Annotated in this window: 11 protein-coding genes; 5 read left to right on the plus strand and 6 right to left on the minus strand. The window is 67.6% G+C overall.

Translation table 11 applies throughout. The annotated features are described in order from the left end of the window. The first annotated feature begins 16 nt into the window (after positions 1-16). Entirely contained in the window at positions 17-1,972 is a 1,956-nt protein-coding gene (locus tag ACPL7H_RS01140) for an endo-1,4-beta-xylanase (protein ID WP_424795333.1), read from the plus strand. Between the two features lie 368 nt (positions 1,973-2,340). Here ACPL7H_RS01140 and ACPL7H_RS01145 read toward each other — a convergent pair whose 3' ends face one another. From ACPL7H_RS01145 to ACPL7H_RS01165, 5 genes are all read right to left on the minus strand, one after another. Then, positions 2,341-3,039: a glycosyltransferase gene (locus ACPL7H_RS01145; protein WP_424795334.1), complete on the minus strand. Its 699-nt coding sequence runs from the start codon at positions 3,037-3,039 to the stop codon at positions 2,341-2,343. Positions 3,040-3,171: 132 nt separating this feature from the next. After that, complete coding sequence (locus tag ACPL7H_RS01150) at positions 3,172-4,848, minus strand: extracellular solute-binding protein (protein WP_424795335.1); 1,677 nt, start codon at positions 4,846-4,848, stop codon at positions 3,172-3,174. Positions 4,849-4,915: 67 nt separating this feature from the next. Next, positions 4,916-5,806 (minus strand): carbohydrate ABC transporter permease, encoded by an 891-nt coding sequence (locus ACPL7H_RS01155; RefSeq protein ID WP_424795781.1) that lies wholly within the window; start codon positions 5,804-5,806, stop codon positions 4,916-4,918. Positions 5,807-5,847: 41 nt separating this feature from the next. Continuing rightward, on the minus strand, positions 5,848-6,882 hold the full coding sequence (locus ACPL7H_RS01160) for an ABC transporter permease (protein ID WP_424795782.1): 1,035 nt from the start codon (positions 6,880-6,882) through the stop codon (positions 5,848-5,850). A 14-nt stretch (positions 6,883-6,896) separates the two neighbouring features. Next, the gene (locus ACPL7H_RS01165; protein ID WP_424795336.1) at positions 6,897-9,263 is read right to left on the minus strand and encodes a glycoside hydrolase family 3 N-terminal domain-containing protein; all 2,367 of its coding nucleotides are present in this window, start codon (positions 9,261-9,263) and stop codon (positions 6,897-6,899) included. Positions 9,264-9,442: 179 nt separating this feature from the next. Here ACPL7H_RS01165 and ACPL7H_RS01170 point away from each other — a divergent pair, with 179 nt between their 5' ends. Beyond that, positions 9,443-10,474, plus strand: a complete 1,032-nt coding sequence (locus ACPL7H_RS01170; RefSeq protein ID WP_424795337.1) for a LacI family DNA-binding transcriptional regulator — start codon at positions 9,443-9,445, stop codon at positions 10,472-10,474. 221 nt (positions 10,475-10,695) lie between these two features. Further along, on the plus strand, positions 10,696-12,144 hold the full coding sequence (locus ACPL7H_RS01175; protein WP_424795338.1) for an NAD-dependent malic enzyme: 1,449 nt from the start codon (positions 10,696-10,698) through the stop codon (positions 12,142-12,144). 78 nt (positions 12,145-12,222) lie between these two features. Here the strand turns inward: ACPL7H_RS01175 and ACPL7H_RS01180 are convergent, their stop codons facing one another. Beyond that, positions 12,223-12,639 (minus strand): hypothetical protein, encoded by a 417-nt coding sequence (locus tag ACPL7H_RS01180; RefSeq protein WP_424795339.1) that lies wholly within the window; start codon positions 12,637-12,639, stop codon positions 12,223-12,225. Between the two features lie 168 nt (positions 12,640-12,807). On the opposite strand from ACPL7H_RS01180, the gene ACPL7H_RS01185 reads away from it, so the two are divergent. Both ACPL7H_RS01185 and ACPL7H_RS01190 read left to right on the plus strand, forming a co-directional pair. After that, the gene (locus tag ACPL7H_RS01185; protein WP_424795340.1) at positions 12,808-13,581 is read left to right on the plus strand and encodes a hypothetical protein; all 774 of its coding nucleotides are present in this window, start codon (positions 12,808-12,810) and stop codon (positions 13,579-13,581) included. A gap of 338 nt (positions 13,582-13,919) precedes the next feature. After that, positions 13,920-14,903: a hypothetical protein gene (locus ACPL7H_RS01190; RefSeq protein ID WP_424795341.1), complete on the plus strand. Its 984-nt coding sequence runs from the start codon at positions 13,920-13,922 to the stop codon at positions 14,901-14,903. The last annotated feature ends 36 nt before the right edge of the window (positions 14,904-14,939 follow it).

Consider the following 14,939-nt stretch of genomic DNA (forward strand, 5'->3'; position numbering starts at 1 on the left):
GGCTTTAGCGGCGCTGTTGACCGGCACCTCCCTGGTGGGGCTGGCCAACGCGGCGCCGGAGGACGGGTTGCCACCCGCCGGGCAGACCTTCGAGCACTACCCGGCGATGAAGGATGTCTACGAGGACCACTTCCACGTCGGCATCTTCGGCCGGGGCAACGACATGGACGCGTTGGTCTACAACTACGCCTCCTACACACCCGGCAACGAGATGAAGCCCGAGAGCACCCAGCCGGAGAAGGGTGTCTTCACCTTCGATGCGGCCGACGCCGCGATGGCCGAGCACGCGGCGCACAATCCCGACATGCTCTTCTACGGTCACACCCTGACCTGGCACTCGCAAACACCCACCTGGATGTGGGACGCCCCTCCCGCCAGGTACGACCAGCCGGGAGAGTTCGACGCCGACGTCGCGCTCGAGAACATGAACAGCCACATCGAGAACGTCCTCGGATACTACGGCGCGGACCTGCAGGCCATCGACGTGGTCAACGAGGCCGTCGGGACCGCCGACACCGATGACTGGCGCGCCTCCCTGGCGAAGGGCGAGGGCTGGTACATGGCGCTCGGCTCGGACTGGGTCGAGTTGGCCTTCCAGAAGGCCGCGGAGGTCGTCGACGAGAACGGGTGGGACATCAAGCTCGTCTACAACGACTTCGGGCTCAACGACCCGGCCAAGGCCCAGGTGGTCTACGAGATGGTCAAGGAGATCAACGAGCGCAACGTAGGCGTCCGGCCGGACGGGCGACAATTGATCGAGGTGATCGGCATGCAGGGGCACTACGGCCTGAACACCGACATCAGCAACGTCGAGGCGAACATCGAGCTCTTCGCGACGCTCCCCGGCATCGAGATCAACATCACCGAGATGGACGTCGGCGTGCCCCCGGGGGAACTCGACGCGTGGAAGGAGAACAACCAGGGCATGCAGTACGCCCAACTGTTCCAGACATACCGTAAGTTCGCCGCCGGCCCTGCCAACACGACCGGCAACCCTCGCGTGATCACCGCGGTGAAACTCGCCGGGGTCCGGGACGTCGAGACCGGCTGGCGGGGCGGCGAGTTCGCGATGCCCTACGACTACGACGGCCTGGCAAAGCAGGCGCTGCTCGGCATCCTGTGGCCGGAGGAGTTCCTCGCCGCCCACGAGTGGATGGAACCGGACTTCGAAGACGGCTTCGAGCCGGTTGACGGAGTGCACGTCTACGACGTCGGACGGGGCGACGCCTACACCGGCGCCAACATCATCCTGGGCAACGACTCCTCGCAATGGCCGTGGTCGACGGCCGGTGAGGACGGCCTCGTTGCCTTCACACCCGAGCCCGGCGCGAGGTACCGCCTGAGCGTGAACACCACGATCCTGGGAACCAACTCCGTCCGGATTCGCTGGGTCAAGGACAACAGCAACGGCGGGTACACCGAGGCGGACGGCGTGGTGGTCAATGACCACCAGTACGGAGGCGGAGAGGTGGCGGAGCACATCCCGGCCTACTTCACCGGACTGATCAACATGGGCACCTACACCTTGGTCACCGAGATCATGCTGGACGGCGACCAGCCCGAGGAGGGCTTGATCGGCAACATCGCCGTTCGGGGTGGCGGAGGCGGCAGTGCCTACACCATCAACTGGCTCACCGTGGAACGCATCGGGGGCGACGGTGAGGAGGACGAATTCCTCGTGGACTGGCCCGCTGCAGCAGCGGAGGACCCGGTCGATGCGGTGATCACGCTCGCGGGTGCGCTGGAGGAGCACACGCATGCCGGCGCGGTCGATGGCCCGATCTCGCACAGGTTGACGAACGCACTGGAGCAGGCGCAGCGGCACCTGGAGGGCGGGCGCACCGACCCGGACGCGCAGGCCATGGACAGGTTCATCCGGAACCTGGACAGTCCGCAGCGGCCGGACACTCTCACCGACGAGGCCCGCACCGACCTGCGTGAGCAGGCCGAGCGGATCCTCGCGATGCTCTGAGGACCCTGGCTCCTGACGGCACACCCGCACCCCGCACCCGGCACCCCGCACCCCGCCCCGCACCCCGCACCCAGCCGAAGGCGAGGGTTGTGGCCGAGGACGAGCGGTCCAGCACTCGTCCTCGGCGCTCGGGCTCGCCCTCGACCGCTGTGGGCCGGGTCGGCGGGCGGCGGGCCTGCCAAAGCCGGCATCAGTCGGGCGCAGCCCGCGGCGCACGGGGTCGCTCACGTGCCGACAACCCCTGGTGGTCCCGCTGACCCTGCATCGTGTGCAGTCGCCTACTCGGCATCGGGGCCGATTGGTCGGCACTGTCCGGGCCGGCTGGCAGTTTGCTTGAGCACTGGCAACGTGCTTGAGCAAGTGGAGTGTCAGGAGCCGCCGCGGGCGATGAAGTTCGCCTCCACGTGGCTCACCATCGCATCGCAGGTGCGCAGGAGCAGCCACACCAGGATCGGGCTGACCAGCAACAACACCACATCGAAGGTGAAGTAGACGATGCCCGCGGCCACCACCAGCATGGCCAGCAGGCCCAGGGCCACCAGCGGGGTCCTGGCCATGTAGTACACGGCCAGCCGGGCCACGTCGCGGGTGCGCAACGCAAAGAAGGACGTGATCACCAGCGCGTTCAGGGCCCACACCGAGAACAGCACCGCGAGCACCACCAGCACCACCCCGTAGCCTCCCGGTACTCCCGCGTACTCCAGGTTGGCCAGGGTGATGCCGATGATGGTGAGCACGGCGAGCCCGGGGACCCATAGTTTGAGGACCTCGACCACGTTGAGCCGGTAGCCGCGCAGGAATGAGGCCATCGGCGTCAGCGACTCGGCCCGGTACCGGTCCCGCATCGCGAAGAGCCCGGCCGACAGTGCCGGACCAGCCGGAACCAGGCAGAGCGCAACCAGCGGGATGTTGCTCGTCGAGCGATCCAGCAGCATCAGCGGCAATGTGCCCGGAAGGGTGGTCAGGACGAGTAACAAGCCCACGACGAGGAACCAGTAGATCGCGCCGGTGCCGCGGCCGAGGACGCCGTCGCCGGGGTCGCGGGCCGCTGAACGGTCAGAGGTCATGGTCATCCCTGCCAGGTCGGGGTTCGTCTTGGACGCATTCTGCCCCGATGCGAACGGGGCCGGTGGCGATGTGCTGCCACCGGCCCCGTCGTCACCGGGTCACGGAACCTTCGCAAGTACGGCCGAGTAGTCTTACTCGTCGTCCTCGAAGGCGTCCTCGTCCACGTCGCGCTCGACGGCCTCATTGGCAACCTGGACGTAGTTCTCCATCCCGAGGCCCTCGAGTTCGGCCACGTAACTGTCCCACTCGTCGAGTGAGCGCTGGCCGATGATGAAGGCAGCGGTGTTCTGCTGCACGGCGTCACCGAGGGTGTTGGAGGTCAGGGACTGCGTCTCCTGCTCGGCCTCGTCGTAGGGGTAGGGAGGCCCGGGCGGGATCACTTCCTTCTCTCCCATGATGGACAGGAACTCGACCATCTCATCACCGAGCATCGACTGGACCAGGTCCTCGGTCGAACCCTGTGCGGGCATCCAGACACCGTTGTGGAAGCCGTAGTCCACATTCAGTGACTCATCGGCATCGGGGTTGATGCCATGGATGTCGATGTTCTCGTTGAGGATGCGGGTGTCGCCGTCACGCTCGAAGGTCTCACCCTCCACACCCCACTTGGCGAACTCCTGGCCTTCGTCGGAGAAGTACAGCCAGTCGACCAGTTGCAGGGTCGCGACGAGCGTCTCCTTGTCCGCCAGATCGGCGGAGAACATCAGGCCGGATTCCGTCCGGCCTTCGGTGGTGACATTGCCCGCCGGGCCGGCCGGCACCGGGATCATCCGCAGTTCCACATCCGGGTCATCGAAGCCGTCCCGGTAGTTGAGGATTTCCTGGTTGTTGCCTGCGATAGCCGCAGCCTGGCCATTGGTGAACTTCGCGATGGCGGTGTCATCGTCCTGGCTGACCGACTCGGGGTCCAGGACCCCGCGCTCGACCAGGTCGTTGAGGTACGTCAGCAGGTCCCGGTAACCGTCCTGGGCACCGGCGTAGACGTACTGGCCGGCGTCGTGGTCGTAGTTCAGACCATCACCGAAGCCCCAGCCGGCGGAGGTGCCGAAGGAGTCGGCCATGAAACTCACGGTAGCCTCCATCGGGCCGCCACCGCTCCACCGCTCCGTCCAGCCGTAGTCGAGATCATGGTCGTTCATGACCGTCTCGAGCTGGTCGGCGAGTTCGTCGAAGGTCTCGGGGTCCTCGGTGAACCCGGACTCCTCGAACAGATCCTTACGGACCACCAGCGAGTACTGCGGGAAGGGGTTCTCGTGCAGGCCCGGGATCATGTAGTAACGCCCGTCCACCTGACGCTGTTGCTCGATCTCCTCCCACAGGTCCCACTCGTCGGCCTTCTGGGTGAAGTGCGGCATCAGGTCCAGGTAGTCCGAGATCGGCAGGATGGTGCCCGAGCCCACGAACTGGGCCTCGTCCCCGGCGTAGGTCACCGGGATGACGTCCGGGGCGTTACCGCCCGCGATCGCCAGCGAGCGGCCCTCGGCCCAGTCCGACAGCGGCACCACCTGGTTGTTGAAGACGACGTTGTGGCGTTCCTCCATCACGTCGAAGAACATCCAGTCCTCATCGAGCGGGTAGTTCGGATGATCGCGGTACATCACCGAGATCTCCAGCGGCTCATCGGTGGTGGCCACGAACGTGTCACCGACGGAGAAGTCCTCCATCGCGCCCACGTTCTGCGACTCGTCCTCGAGGAGTTCCTCGGCGTCGACGTCGTCGCCGCCACCATCGCCGCAGGCGGCCAGCACCAGGGCTGTGGCAGTCGCGGTCGAGATACCCGCGAGCACCCTTCTTCGTGTATTCCTCATCTTTCCTCCAATGGTGAACGTCGTCGTTCGCGACGATCGAATGCGGACGGACAGTGGGCGGCGGCGCTCACTGCTTGACGGCTCCGAGCATCACGCCGGAGACGAAGTACTTCTGGATGAACGGGTACAGGCACAGGATCGGCAGCATCGTCAGCAACATCGCCACCGCCTGGATGTTGGAGTTGATCTGCGCGCTCTCGGTGCCCAGACCCTCGGTGGACAGTGCGCCGGCCATCAGGTTGCGCAGGTACATGGTGACCGGGTACAGATTCGCGTCATCGAGATAGATGAACGCGAAGAACCACTGGTTCCAGAACGCGACCGCGTAGAACAGGATCATGGTCGCGATCACCGCCTTGGACAGCGGTAACACGATGCGCCACAGCACCCCGTAGGTGTGCAGGCCGTCGATCCGGGCCGCCTCCTCGAGATCGGCTGGGAAGTTCTCGAAGAAGGACTTCATGATCAGCAGGTTGAACGCGCTGATCGCGTTCGGGATCACGATCGCCCACATCGTGTTACGCATCCCCAAGTTGTCCACGAGCACGTAGTTCGGGATCAGGCCGCCGTTGAAGACCATCGTGAACAGCGCGATCGCGATGAAGATGTTGCGGCCTTTGAGGTGCTTCTTGCTGATCGCGTAGGCGAACGTGGTGGTCAGCACCATCGAGATCGCGGTGGCGGTGACGGTGTAGACCACGGTATTGCGGTAGTTGGTCCAGAACCGGCTGTCGCCCATCACCGCCTCGAAGGTGGTGACGTTGAATCCGCGAGGGAACAGGTTCACCTGCCCGCGGGTGATGTAGATCTCGGCGGAGAACGCCTGCGCGATCACGTTGACGAACGGGTACAGCGTGAGGAGGCACACCAGGATCAGGAAGAACGCGTTGAACCACCGGAACACGGTGTAGCCGCGACTGTCCTTGATCTTGGTCGCCTGTTCGTTGACGCCCAGGATCTCATTTGCCCGGCCCTTGGCCTTGACATCGACTGACGTGCTCACCAGAGACTCTCCCCCACCAGACGGCGCGATATCAGGTTCGCGCCCACGATCAAGATGGCGCCGATGATGGCTTCGAAGAAGCCGATGGCCGCGGCGTAGGAGAAGTTCGCTCCCTGCAGCCCCACGCGGTACAGATACGTGGCGATGACATCAGCGGTCGGATACAGCAACGGGTTGTAGAGCAGCAGCACCTTCTCGAAACTGACCGAGAGGAAGTTGCCCATATTTAGGATCAGCAACACCACCATGGTGGGCCGGATCCCCGGCAGGGTTACGTGCCACGTCTGTCGCCACTTACTGGCCCCATCAACCCGGGAGGCCTCGTAGAGCTGTGGATCAATCGTGGTCAGTGCGGCGAGGTACAGGATGGTGCCCCAGCCGACGGTCTGCCAGATCTCCGAGGTGATGAAGATGGTCCGGAACCACTCGGACTGCTGCATGAAGGAGATCGGACCGGCCCCGAACACGTCGAGGATCTGGTTGATCGTGCCGCGTATCGAGACGATCTGGAGCACCATCGCCGCGACCACCACGATGGACATGAAGTGCGGCAGGTAGGAAATGGTCTGCACGGTGCGCTTGAACACCCGCGAACGCAACTCGTTCAGCATCAGCGCCAGGATGATCGGCAGCGGGAAGACGATGGCCAGGCTCAACCCCCCCAGGATGAGGGTGTTCTCGAAGGCGTTCCAGAAGCTGGCATCGCCCAGGATCATCCGGAAGTACCGCAGGCCCACGAACTCGTCACCGAAGATGCTCCCGCCGGGACGGTACCGGCGCACCGCGATCACGTTTCCCGCCATCGGGATGTACCGGAAGATCAGGAACCAGATCACCGGAAGCACCAGCAGGGAGTACAGCCGCCAGTCCTTCTTCAGCGCGATCCGCCACTCGTGCCCGTGCCGGCCCAGCCACGACCGCGGCCCTTCCTTGCGCGGCCCGCCGCTGGGGCCGTCGTCGCCGACTCCGACCCCCACGGCGACGCCGGGCCCCGGGATCTCGCGGCCCGGGGGGATGCCTGCTCCGGGCATGGGCTGAGGCGCGGTCACGACGACACCCCCGCAGTAGCTTCGCCGGGATCGACGACGACGACGGGAGCCAGTTCGCGGTCGTGGCCCACCGTGCGTAGGGCGCCGGTCAGGCCCAGGTCCACCTTGGCGAGGGTCTGGGTGACCGAGCGCCCGATATGCAGGCTGACCTGCCCGGGTTCGACGATCCGCTCACCGGCGAGTCCGGTGAAGGAGGTGAGGTCGGCCGACAGCGTGAAGCGCACCCCAGCGGAGGCTCCGGCATCGAGCGGCACCCGGGCGAAGGCGATCAGGCGGCGCACCGGCTGCGTCACCTGCGCCACATGGTCCTCCAGATAGACCTGGACGACCTCGGTGCCGGGCCGGTCCCCGGTGTTGGCGACGGTCAACTCCACCGTGACCTGCCCGGCCGTGTCCCACTCGGTTCCACCGCCGGCCACTGTCGCCTCACTCCACTCGAAGGAGGTGTAGGTCAGTCCGTGGCCGAAGGGGAAGAGTGCACTGGGGTCGAGGTTGGAGACCGTGGAGGCCTGGCCGAGCGGGGCGGCGAGGTAGGTGCCGGGCTGGCCACCGGGGTCCCGGGGAATGCCCACCGGCAGCCGGCCGGAGGGGTTGATCGTGCCGGTGAGCACCTCGGCGATGGCCCGACCGCCGTGCTGGCCGGGGAAGAAGCCCTGCACGATGGCCGCGACCCGGTCGGCATAGTGTCCCAGCGCGTAAGGGCGGCCGGTCAGTAGCACCAGCACCACCGGGATGCCGGTGGCCAGCATCTCCTCGATCAGTTCGCCCTGGATGCCCGGCAGGGCCAGGTCAGCGGCGTCGCACCCCTCGCCGGAGGTGCCCCGCCCGAAGAGCCCGGCCCGGTCGCCGACGACCACGACGCATGCATCCGCCGCGCGGGCTGCCTCGGCGGCCTCGGCCAGCCCGGAGCGGTCGGTGTCGGTGACGTCGCAGCCTCGGGCGTACCGGACGCTGCCGAGTTCGGCCTCGAGACCGGCCCGCACCGTGGTGATGTCGATGCCGATCTCGTGGTCGGGATGCTGGGCCCCCACGTGCGCCGGGAAGGAGTAGCACCCGAGCATGCTGTAGGGGTCATCGGCCAAGGGGCCGACCACCGCGATCGAGGCGCCTGGTGCCAGCGGCAGGGCGTCGTCGTTGGCCACCAGCACCACCGACTCCCGCGCCATCTCCAGGGCCACCTCGCGGGCCGGCTCCGGGTCGAGGGCCAGCGATTCGGGATCGGCCTGCTCCGGGGCGTAGTCGGCGTCGAGCAGACCGAGTTCGATCTTCTGGATCAGGACCCGCCGTACCGCCCGATCCAGGATGGTCTCGGCGACCCGGCCCTCTGCGAGGGCATGGGCGAGCGGATCGCCGTAGGCGTCGATGGTGGGCAGTTCCACGTCCACGCCCGCGGTCAGGGCAAGAGCGGCAGCGTGCGATCCGTCGGCCGCCACCCGGTGCAACCGCTCGAGGAAGCGGACGCCGAAGTAGTCGGCCACCACGGTGCCCTCGAAGCCGAGGGTGTCGCGGAGCAGGTCGGTCAGCAACCAGGTGTCCGCCGCCGAGGGCACGCCGTCGATGTCCGTGTAGGAGTGCATGACCGAACGGGCCCCGCCCAGGCGCAACGCCGTCTCGAACGGGGGAAGAAGGACGTCGGCGAACTCGCGGGTGCCGATCGAGACGGGGGCCAGGTTCCGCCCGGCCCGCGACGCCGAATAGCCCACGAAGTGCTTCAGGGTGGCCACGATCCCGGTCGACTCCAGGCCGCGGACGTAGGAGGCGCCCACCATCCCCACCAGGAAGGGGTCCTCGCTGATCGTCTCCTCGGTGCGGCCCCACCGGTAGTCCCGGGTCACGTCGAGCACGGGCGAGAGACCTTGGTGCACGCCGGCGGCCCGCATGGTCTGCCCGATCAGGGTGGCCATCTGTTCCACCCGCTCGAGGTTGAACGAGGCGCCCCAGGACAGCGGGATCGGGAAGGCGGTGGCCTGCCAGGCGGCGAAGCCGGCCAGGCACTCCTCGTGCACCTGGGCCGGAATGCCGAACCGGTTGGCGGCCATCACCTCACGCTGGGAGTGGGCAAGCGAGCGAGCGCCCAGCGCCGGCTCCACCGGTGCGGTTCCGTAGGGCCGGCTGAGTTGGCCCAGACCGTCGGCGATCACGGCCTCCCACTCCAGGCCCTGGGGCATGTCCGACTGGTTCGGAGCCACCCCGGCTCCCGAGGCGTCCGCACCGACCCACAGCCCCACGATCTGACCGAGCTTCTCCGACTGGGTCATCTCGGCGAGAAGACCATCGGCGCGCTCCGCCGGTGTGCGGGTGCGGTCACGCCAAGGCGGCACCTGCGACTCAGCGGTGCGTTCGGCGCTTATGTCCGTCGTCATCGGCTCCGGTCCACTTCGTTGTGCTTACACTCTGATCGAAACTTTCGTGGAAGCATCGAAAGTTGCTTGGTGCGACCTTAAGCGGATGTGCCCGAGCTCGTCAAACAACGTTTCGGTAACGGCATGGTCATGGTGATACCCTGAAGCCGAAACTTTCGCATCGGAGCAATAGGGGAACGATGAGCAACGAGGCCATGGCGGCCCAGAAGCCCAGGGCAACGATCGCCTCGATCGCGGCGGAGATCGGTGTCTCGGTGCCGACCGTGTCCAAGGTGCTGAACGGCCGTCCCGACGTCGCCAGCCAGACCCGCGCGAAGGTCGAGGAAGCGCTTGAGCGCCACCAGTACCGGCGACGCCGCTCCGGCCACCGAACCAGCCCGGCCCTACTGGACCTGGTGTTCCACGAGCTCGACTCGGCCTGGTCGGTGGAGATCATTCGCGGGGTGGAGGCCGTGGCCGCCGCGCGCCAGATCGGGGTGGTGCTTTCTGAACTGGGTGGTGAGCACCGGCCCAAGCAGGAATGGCTCGATGCCGTCCTGGCACGCCGCCCGGCCGGGGTGCTCTTCGTGCTCTCCGGCGTGGAGGCCGCGCAGCGATATCAGTTGGAGTCGCGATCGATCCCGTTCCTGGTGCTGGATACCGATGGCGAGCCACCGGTCGGCATCCCCACGGTCGGGTCGAACAACTGGAGCGGTGGACTGTCCGCCTCCCGGCACCTGCTCGGCCTGGGGCACCGCAGCCTGGCGGTGATCTCCGGACCCAAGGACGTCTTGTGCAGCAGGGCCCGGGTGGACGGATTCCGCAGTGCTCACGACGAGGCCGGCGTGAGCGTGAACCCGGAGTTCATCCGGTACGGGCCGTTCCACGTCCGCGCCGGCTACGAGCACGGGCGTGACTTGCTGGACCGGCCGGACCGGCCCACAGCCATCTTCGCCGGCTCCGACATGCAAGCCCTCGGCGTGCTACGCGCGGCTCACGAACTGGGCCTGCGGGTGCCCCAGGACCTGTCGATCGTGGGATACGACGATGTCACGGTGAGCCAGTGGATCGAGCCGGCGCTGACCACGGTGCACCAGCCACTCCGGGAGATGGCGGCAACCGCCACCCGGATGCTGCTGCAGCTGGCCGACGGGCAGACCCTGGCCCACCAGCGCATCGAACTTGCCACTGAACTCGTCGTGCGCCGCTCGACCGCTCCCCCGCCCTCCTGAACCGGCGACGCCGCCGCCCTGACCTGGCGACACCGCACCGAGGCCTGCCCGTACGATCATTCATTGCCGATCTGTACAAGTCGGAACACCCCGCCGGATGAACGTGTACGGCTGCTAGCACTACGGCAGAATGGACCGTGCCCCGCCACTGCGGGGCGATGGTGCCCCTGCGGGTGGTGGCGAGACCGCGAGGTGGCGAGTTCCGGTGAAGGTGGATGTCGATGAGTGCTCCCAGTGTCAGTTACTCCATAACGGTGCGGCTGGACCTGCCCGCCATACCCACGGCGGTGAGCCTGTTGACCACCGCGGTGGAGAAGGCCGGCGGTGTGGTGACCGCGGTGGACGTGTCGGCCTCCGGACCCGATCGCCTGCAGGTCGACCTGACCTGTGCGACCGGCGGCGAGAGCGACGCCCGCAAGGTCGTGGACACCCTCGGCGAGGTCGAGGGTGTGCGGATCGGCCGGGTCTCGGACCGTACGTTCCTCGCCCACCTGGGTGGGAAGATCCAGATCGAACCGAAGATGCAGATTCGGCACCGCGACGACCTCTCCCTCGTGTACACCCCCGGCGTGGGGCGGGTGAGCCAGCAGATCGCTGCGCATCCCGAGGACGCCTCCCGCCTGACGATCAAGCGCAACACCGTCGCCGTGGTCTCCGACGGCTCGGCGATCCTGGGGTTGGGCAACCTCGGGCCGCTGGCCGCGTTGCCGGTGATGGAGGGCAAGGCCGCCCTGTTCAAGCAGTTCGGGGGCATTGACGCCTTCCCGCTGTGCCTGGACACCCAGGACGTCGACGAGATCGTCCGGACCGTCAAGGCGGTCGCCCCGGTCTTCGCCGGGATCAATCTGGAGGACATCTCCGCGCCCCGGTGCTTCGAGATCGAGGACCGGTTGCGCAAGGAACTGGACATCCCCGTCTTCCATGATGACCAGCACGGCACCGCGATCGTTGCTCTGGGCGCCCTGACCAATGCGTTGAAGGTGGTCGGGAAGAAGCTCGAGGACGTCCGGATCGTCCAGGCCGGCGCCGGCGCCGCCGGATCGGCGATCCTGCGGCTGCTGCTTGCCGCCGGCGCCACCGATGTGGTGGTCGCCGACGTGGCCGGCATCGTGCACGCAGACCGGGACAACCTCGATCCCTCGCTGGAGTGGGTCGCCGAGGCGACCAACAAGCGGGATCTGAAGGGCACGCTGTCCGAAGCACTGGTCGATGCCGATGTGTTCATCGGGGTCTCGGCACCGGACCTGGTCTCCGAGGATGACGTGAAATCGATGGCGGAGGGGGCGATCGTGTTCGCGATGGCCAACCCGATGCCGGAGATCGACCCGGTGATCGCCACCAGGCACGCCGCCGTGGTGGCGACCGGCCGCAGCGATTTCGCCAACCAGATCAACAACGTCCTGGCATTCCCGGGGGTCTTCCGCGGACTGATCGACGCCCGTTCCACGCGGATCACCGACGAGATGCTCATCGCCGCCGCCCACGCGGTGGCCGATGTGGTCACCGCCGACGAACTCAACGCCACCTACATCGTGCCCAGTGTGTTTCACAGCGATCTGCACACCACGGTGGCAAAGGCGGTTCAGGCGGTCGCCGAGCGCGACGCCGCGAGCCTGTCCTCACAGGATGAGCACCCCAACCCCATCGAGCTGGAGTTCAAGAAGGACTGAGTCCATCCCGCCCCAGCCGGTCGGTCGGTAGGCAGGGCGGAGCGTCAGACCTGCGGGGTCAGGCCAGGACGGGCGGTGTCACCACGTCCACCCACGACCACACAGTTCGAGTTCGCGCCGGGCCCGTTCGGCATCGGCCTTCGGACCAGCGGGAACCGACCGGACCGACAGACCGGCGAGTGCGCAGGCATCGGCGAGCATGGAGTCGTAGGCCCAGAGCGTCGTTCGCCAGTGGTGCTGCCGCGCGAACATGTCCGGGTCGGAGTCGATTCGCCGCAGGATCGCCGTCAGTGTGGTCAGCCGCATCTGCATCTCCAGCACCCGGAACACCTCGCGCGCTTCGGCCTCCTCTGCTCGCCGACGAGCCCACGGCCACCAGTTCTCGATCCACTCCCGCAGATCGCGTCGGTCGGTGGCGTACTCGACGGCAGCCCGGGGACGCCGGGGCCGGATCATCATCGGGGCCCCGCTCAGCGAATCCAACAGCCACTTCATCGAGCGCCTCACCCTCAGTATCCATTCTCCCAGGGATGTCGCGGTTCTGCCAGGTGGATAAGCGCGCAACGGCCACAGCGGGTGGGCTGCGCCGACCTCCGTCCTCCGTTCCCGCCGTGCCGGCCCCGACGTGCCGGTGCCAGACTGGACGCCATGTACCCAGCAGGGATGATCAACCCCGACTCGGACCGCCGCGAGGGAGTCAGTTGCGCCGGCGTGTACACCGCGGCCGATCGCGAGCGCGTCGTGGAGGTCCTGGCGTCGCTGGGCTTCAGCGGCTGGATCGGTCCGGCTCAGGGCCGGTGGGTGCTGGTGGTCGCGGAGAACCCGTTGGGCAAGGTCGCCGCTGGCAAACGGACGATCGACGAGGTGGGGCGGGACCTGGCCGCGACCACCGGCACCCTTGCGCTCGTTGCTCAGATCCGGCGGGACGAGGCCCTTCGGCTGTGGCTCTACGACGGCGACCAGCGCGTAGCGACGGTCGACACCAACCCGCCCGAGCCCGACTACGGTGCGGGGCCCGGGCAGGACGAGTTCGGCGGGGCCGTGACGCTGGATGAGTTCGGTGAGCCGATGCTGGACGAGTTCGGTGAACCTGTCGGGATGGCGATGTTCGAAGACGACTCGGACGGGTTGACTTACGCCCCCCTCGCACAGGCGCTGGACGTGCCGGAGGTCTCTGAGGAACTCACCGAGTTGCTGGAGGACGAGCTCAGCGAGGACGAGAGCGAGTCCGAACGGCTCACCGCCATGGCTCGGCTCCTGGGGCTGCCCACCTGGCTGGTCTCGGCGACGTCGCTGCCCAAGGACATCTGGGGCGGCCCTCGCCGGGAGGAGATGATCCGCCTCCAGGTCGGGCGGCAGGGCGCCGCCGGGGCGCTGCGCGGCTTCGTGACTCGCCGCACCACCCGCCGCCCGCCTGCGCGCCCGGAGCGACGTTAGTACCGGCCCCCAGCACCCCGAAGCCGACCGCACCCCTCCCAGCACCCCGACGGCAACCGCGCCCCCACCAAGCACCCCGACGGCGAGCCCCGGCGCCGAGAGCGAGCCCAACAGGTATCGCCGTGGGCGGCCACGATCGCCCTGGGCGGCCTGGGCGGCCTCGGCGGCCTGGGCGGCCTCGGCGGCCCCGGCGCCCCTGGCAGGCGGTGCAACCTTGGGCAGCCGCCTGGCCTCGCCGTCGCGGGGCTCGGAGAGGTTTCTCCACAGCCGCTCCTGGCTATCCACACAGTCGCACCGGGCGCTCACCGCACAGCGGGGTCTCCGGACACCATGTCGCGATGGTCGCCAACACCCCCCGGATCCGGTTTACCTCCGATTACCCGCCCGGCGCGGTCGACCGGCTCCGCCGGCAAGGCGTACTGGTCAGGGTCCGACGAGGCGCGTACGCCGAGGCCGACGCGTACGAGCAGGGTCGCGTGAGCGAGCTGCTGGCACGGTGCAGTGCAGTCCACCGGTCACTCCGGACCACCTTCGCCTTCAGCCACGAGACGGCCGCCGCACTGCACGGGATTCCGACGTGGTTGGAGCGTACGGACACGGTGCACATCCTGCAGACGTCTCACGCCGCCGGGAACCGTGCCCGCGACGTCATCCGCCACCGGGTTGTGGAGATGCCCGAGGCGGACCTCGTACGGACCCGGGGCCTACCGGTGACCGGGCTGGACCGCACCTGCGTGGACTGCGCGCGTACCCAGCGACCCGGCCTAGCGCTCACCACAGCGGATGCGATCCTTCGCCGTATCGCGGGGACCACCCGGTTCGACTGGCCGGCATCGTCCGCCCGTGAAGCGCAGATCCGAGCCGCTTGGCTGAACAGGGTGGCGGACTCGGGGCCGGTCCGGGGAGTGGTACGGGCTCGCGCGGTGCTCAGCCATGCCGACGGCCGATCCGAATCGGCGGCCGAGTCGCTGGTTCGCTGGATCGTGCTGTCCGCAGGGTTCACCGCACCCGACCTTCAGGTAGCGGTCGCCACGGAGTTGGGCACGTTCTATCCGGACCTGTTGTGGTCCGGTGCCCACGTTCATAGCGAGTGGCAGATGGTCGGACTGGAGTACGACGGGGTCGCCAAGTACACCCAAGGCAGCGACGTCTACGACGAGAAGCGCCGCGAGGACGCCCTGCGGTCGGTCGGATGCCTCATCGTGCGCGCCACTCGCGCCGACCTGAGTGATTCCCGTCGCCTGATCACCGATCTGCGCCGCCACGTGCGCGCCTGCACGAGCCTGCCGCCCGAACGCCGCGGCCTACGCGAAGCGGCCTAAGCCCGGCCGATCACCGAGGACGAGCCTCGGCCCCGA

Source organism: Pseudactinotalea sp. Z1732 (assembly GCF_049724975.1).
Lineage (GTDB): Bacteria > Actinomycetota > Actinomycetes > Actinomycetales > Beutenbergiaceae > CALKWS01.

Bases quoted from the DNA above. Each gene is read 5' to 3' on its own strand.
- ACPL7H_RS01170 (WP_424795337.1), top strand. From the start codon at position 9,443: ATGAGCAACGAGGCCATGGCGGCCCAGAAGCCCAGGGCAACGATCGCC.
- ACPL7H_RS01180 (WP_424795339.1), bottom strand. From the start codon at position 12,639: ATGAAGTGGCTGTTGGATTCGCTGAGCGGGGCCCCGATGATGATCCGG.
- ACPL7H_RS01190 (WP_424795341.1), top strand. From the start codon at position 13,920: ATGGTCGCCAACACCCCCCGGATCCGGTTTACCTCCGATTACCCGCCC.
- ACPL7H_RS01145 (WP_424795334.1), bottom strand. From the start codon at position 3,039: ATGACCTCTGACCGTTCAGCGGCCCGCGACCCCGGCGACGGCGTCCTC.
- ACPL7H_RS01185 (WP_424795340.1), top strand. From the start codon at position 12,808: ATGATCAACCCCGACTCGGACCGCCGCGAGGGAGTCAGTTGCGCCGGC.
- ACPL7H_RS01175 (WP_424795338.1), top strand. From the start codon at position 10,696: ATGAGTGCTCCCAGTGTCAGTTACTCCATAACGGTGCGGCTGGACCTG.
- ACPL7H_RS01165 (WP_424795336.1), bottom strand. From the start codon at position 9,263: ATGACGACGGACATAAGCGCCGAACGCACCGCTGAGTCGCAGGTGCCG.
- ACPL7H_RS01160 (WP_424795782.1), bottom strand. From the start codon at position 6,882: ATGCCCGGAGCAGGCATCCCCCCGGGCCGCGAGATCCCGGGGCCCGGC.
- ACPL7H_RS01150 (WP_424795335.1), bottom strand. From the start codon at position 4,848: ATGAGGAATACACGAAGAAGGGTGCTCGCGGGTATCTCGACCGCGACT.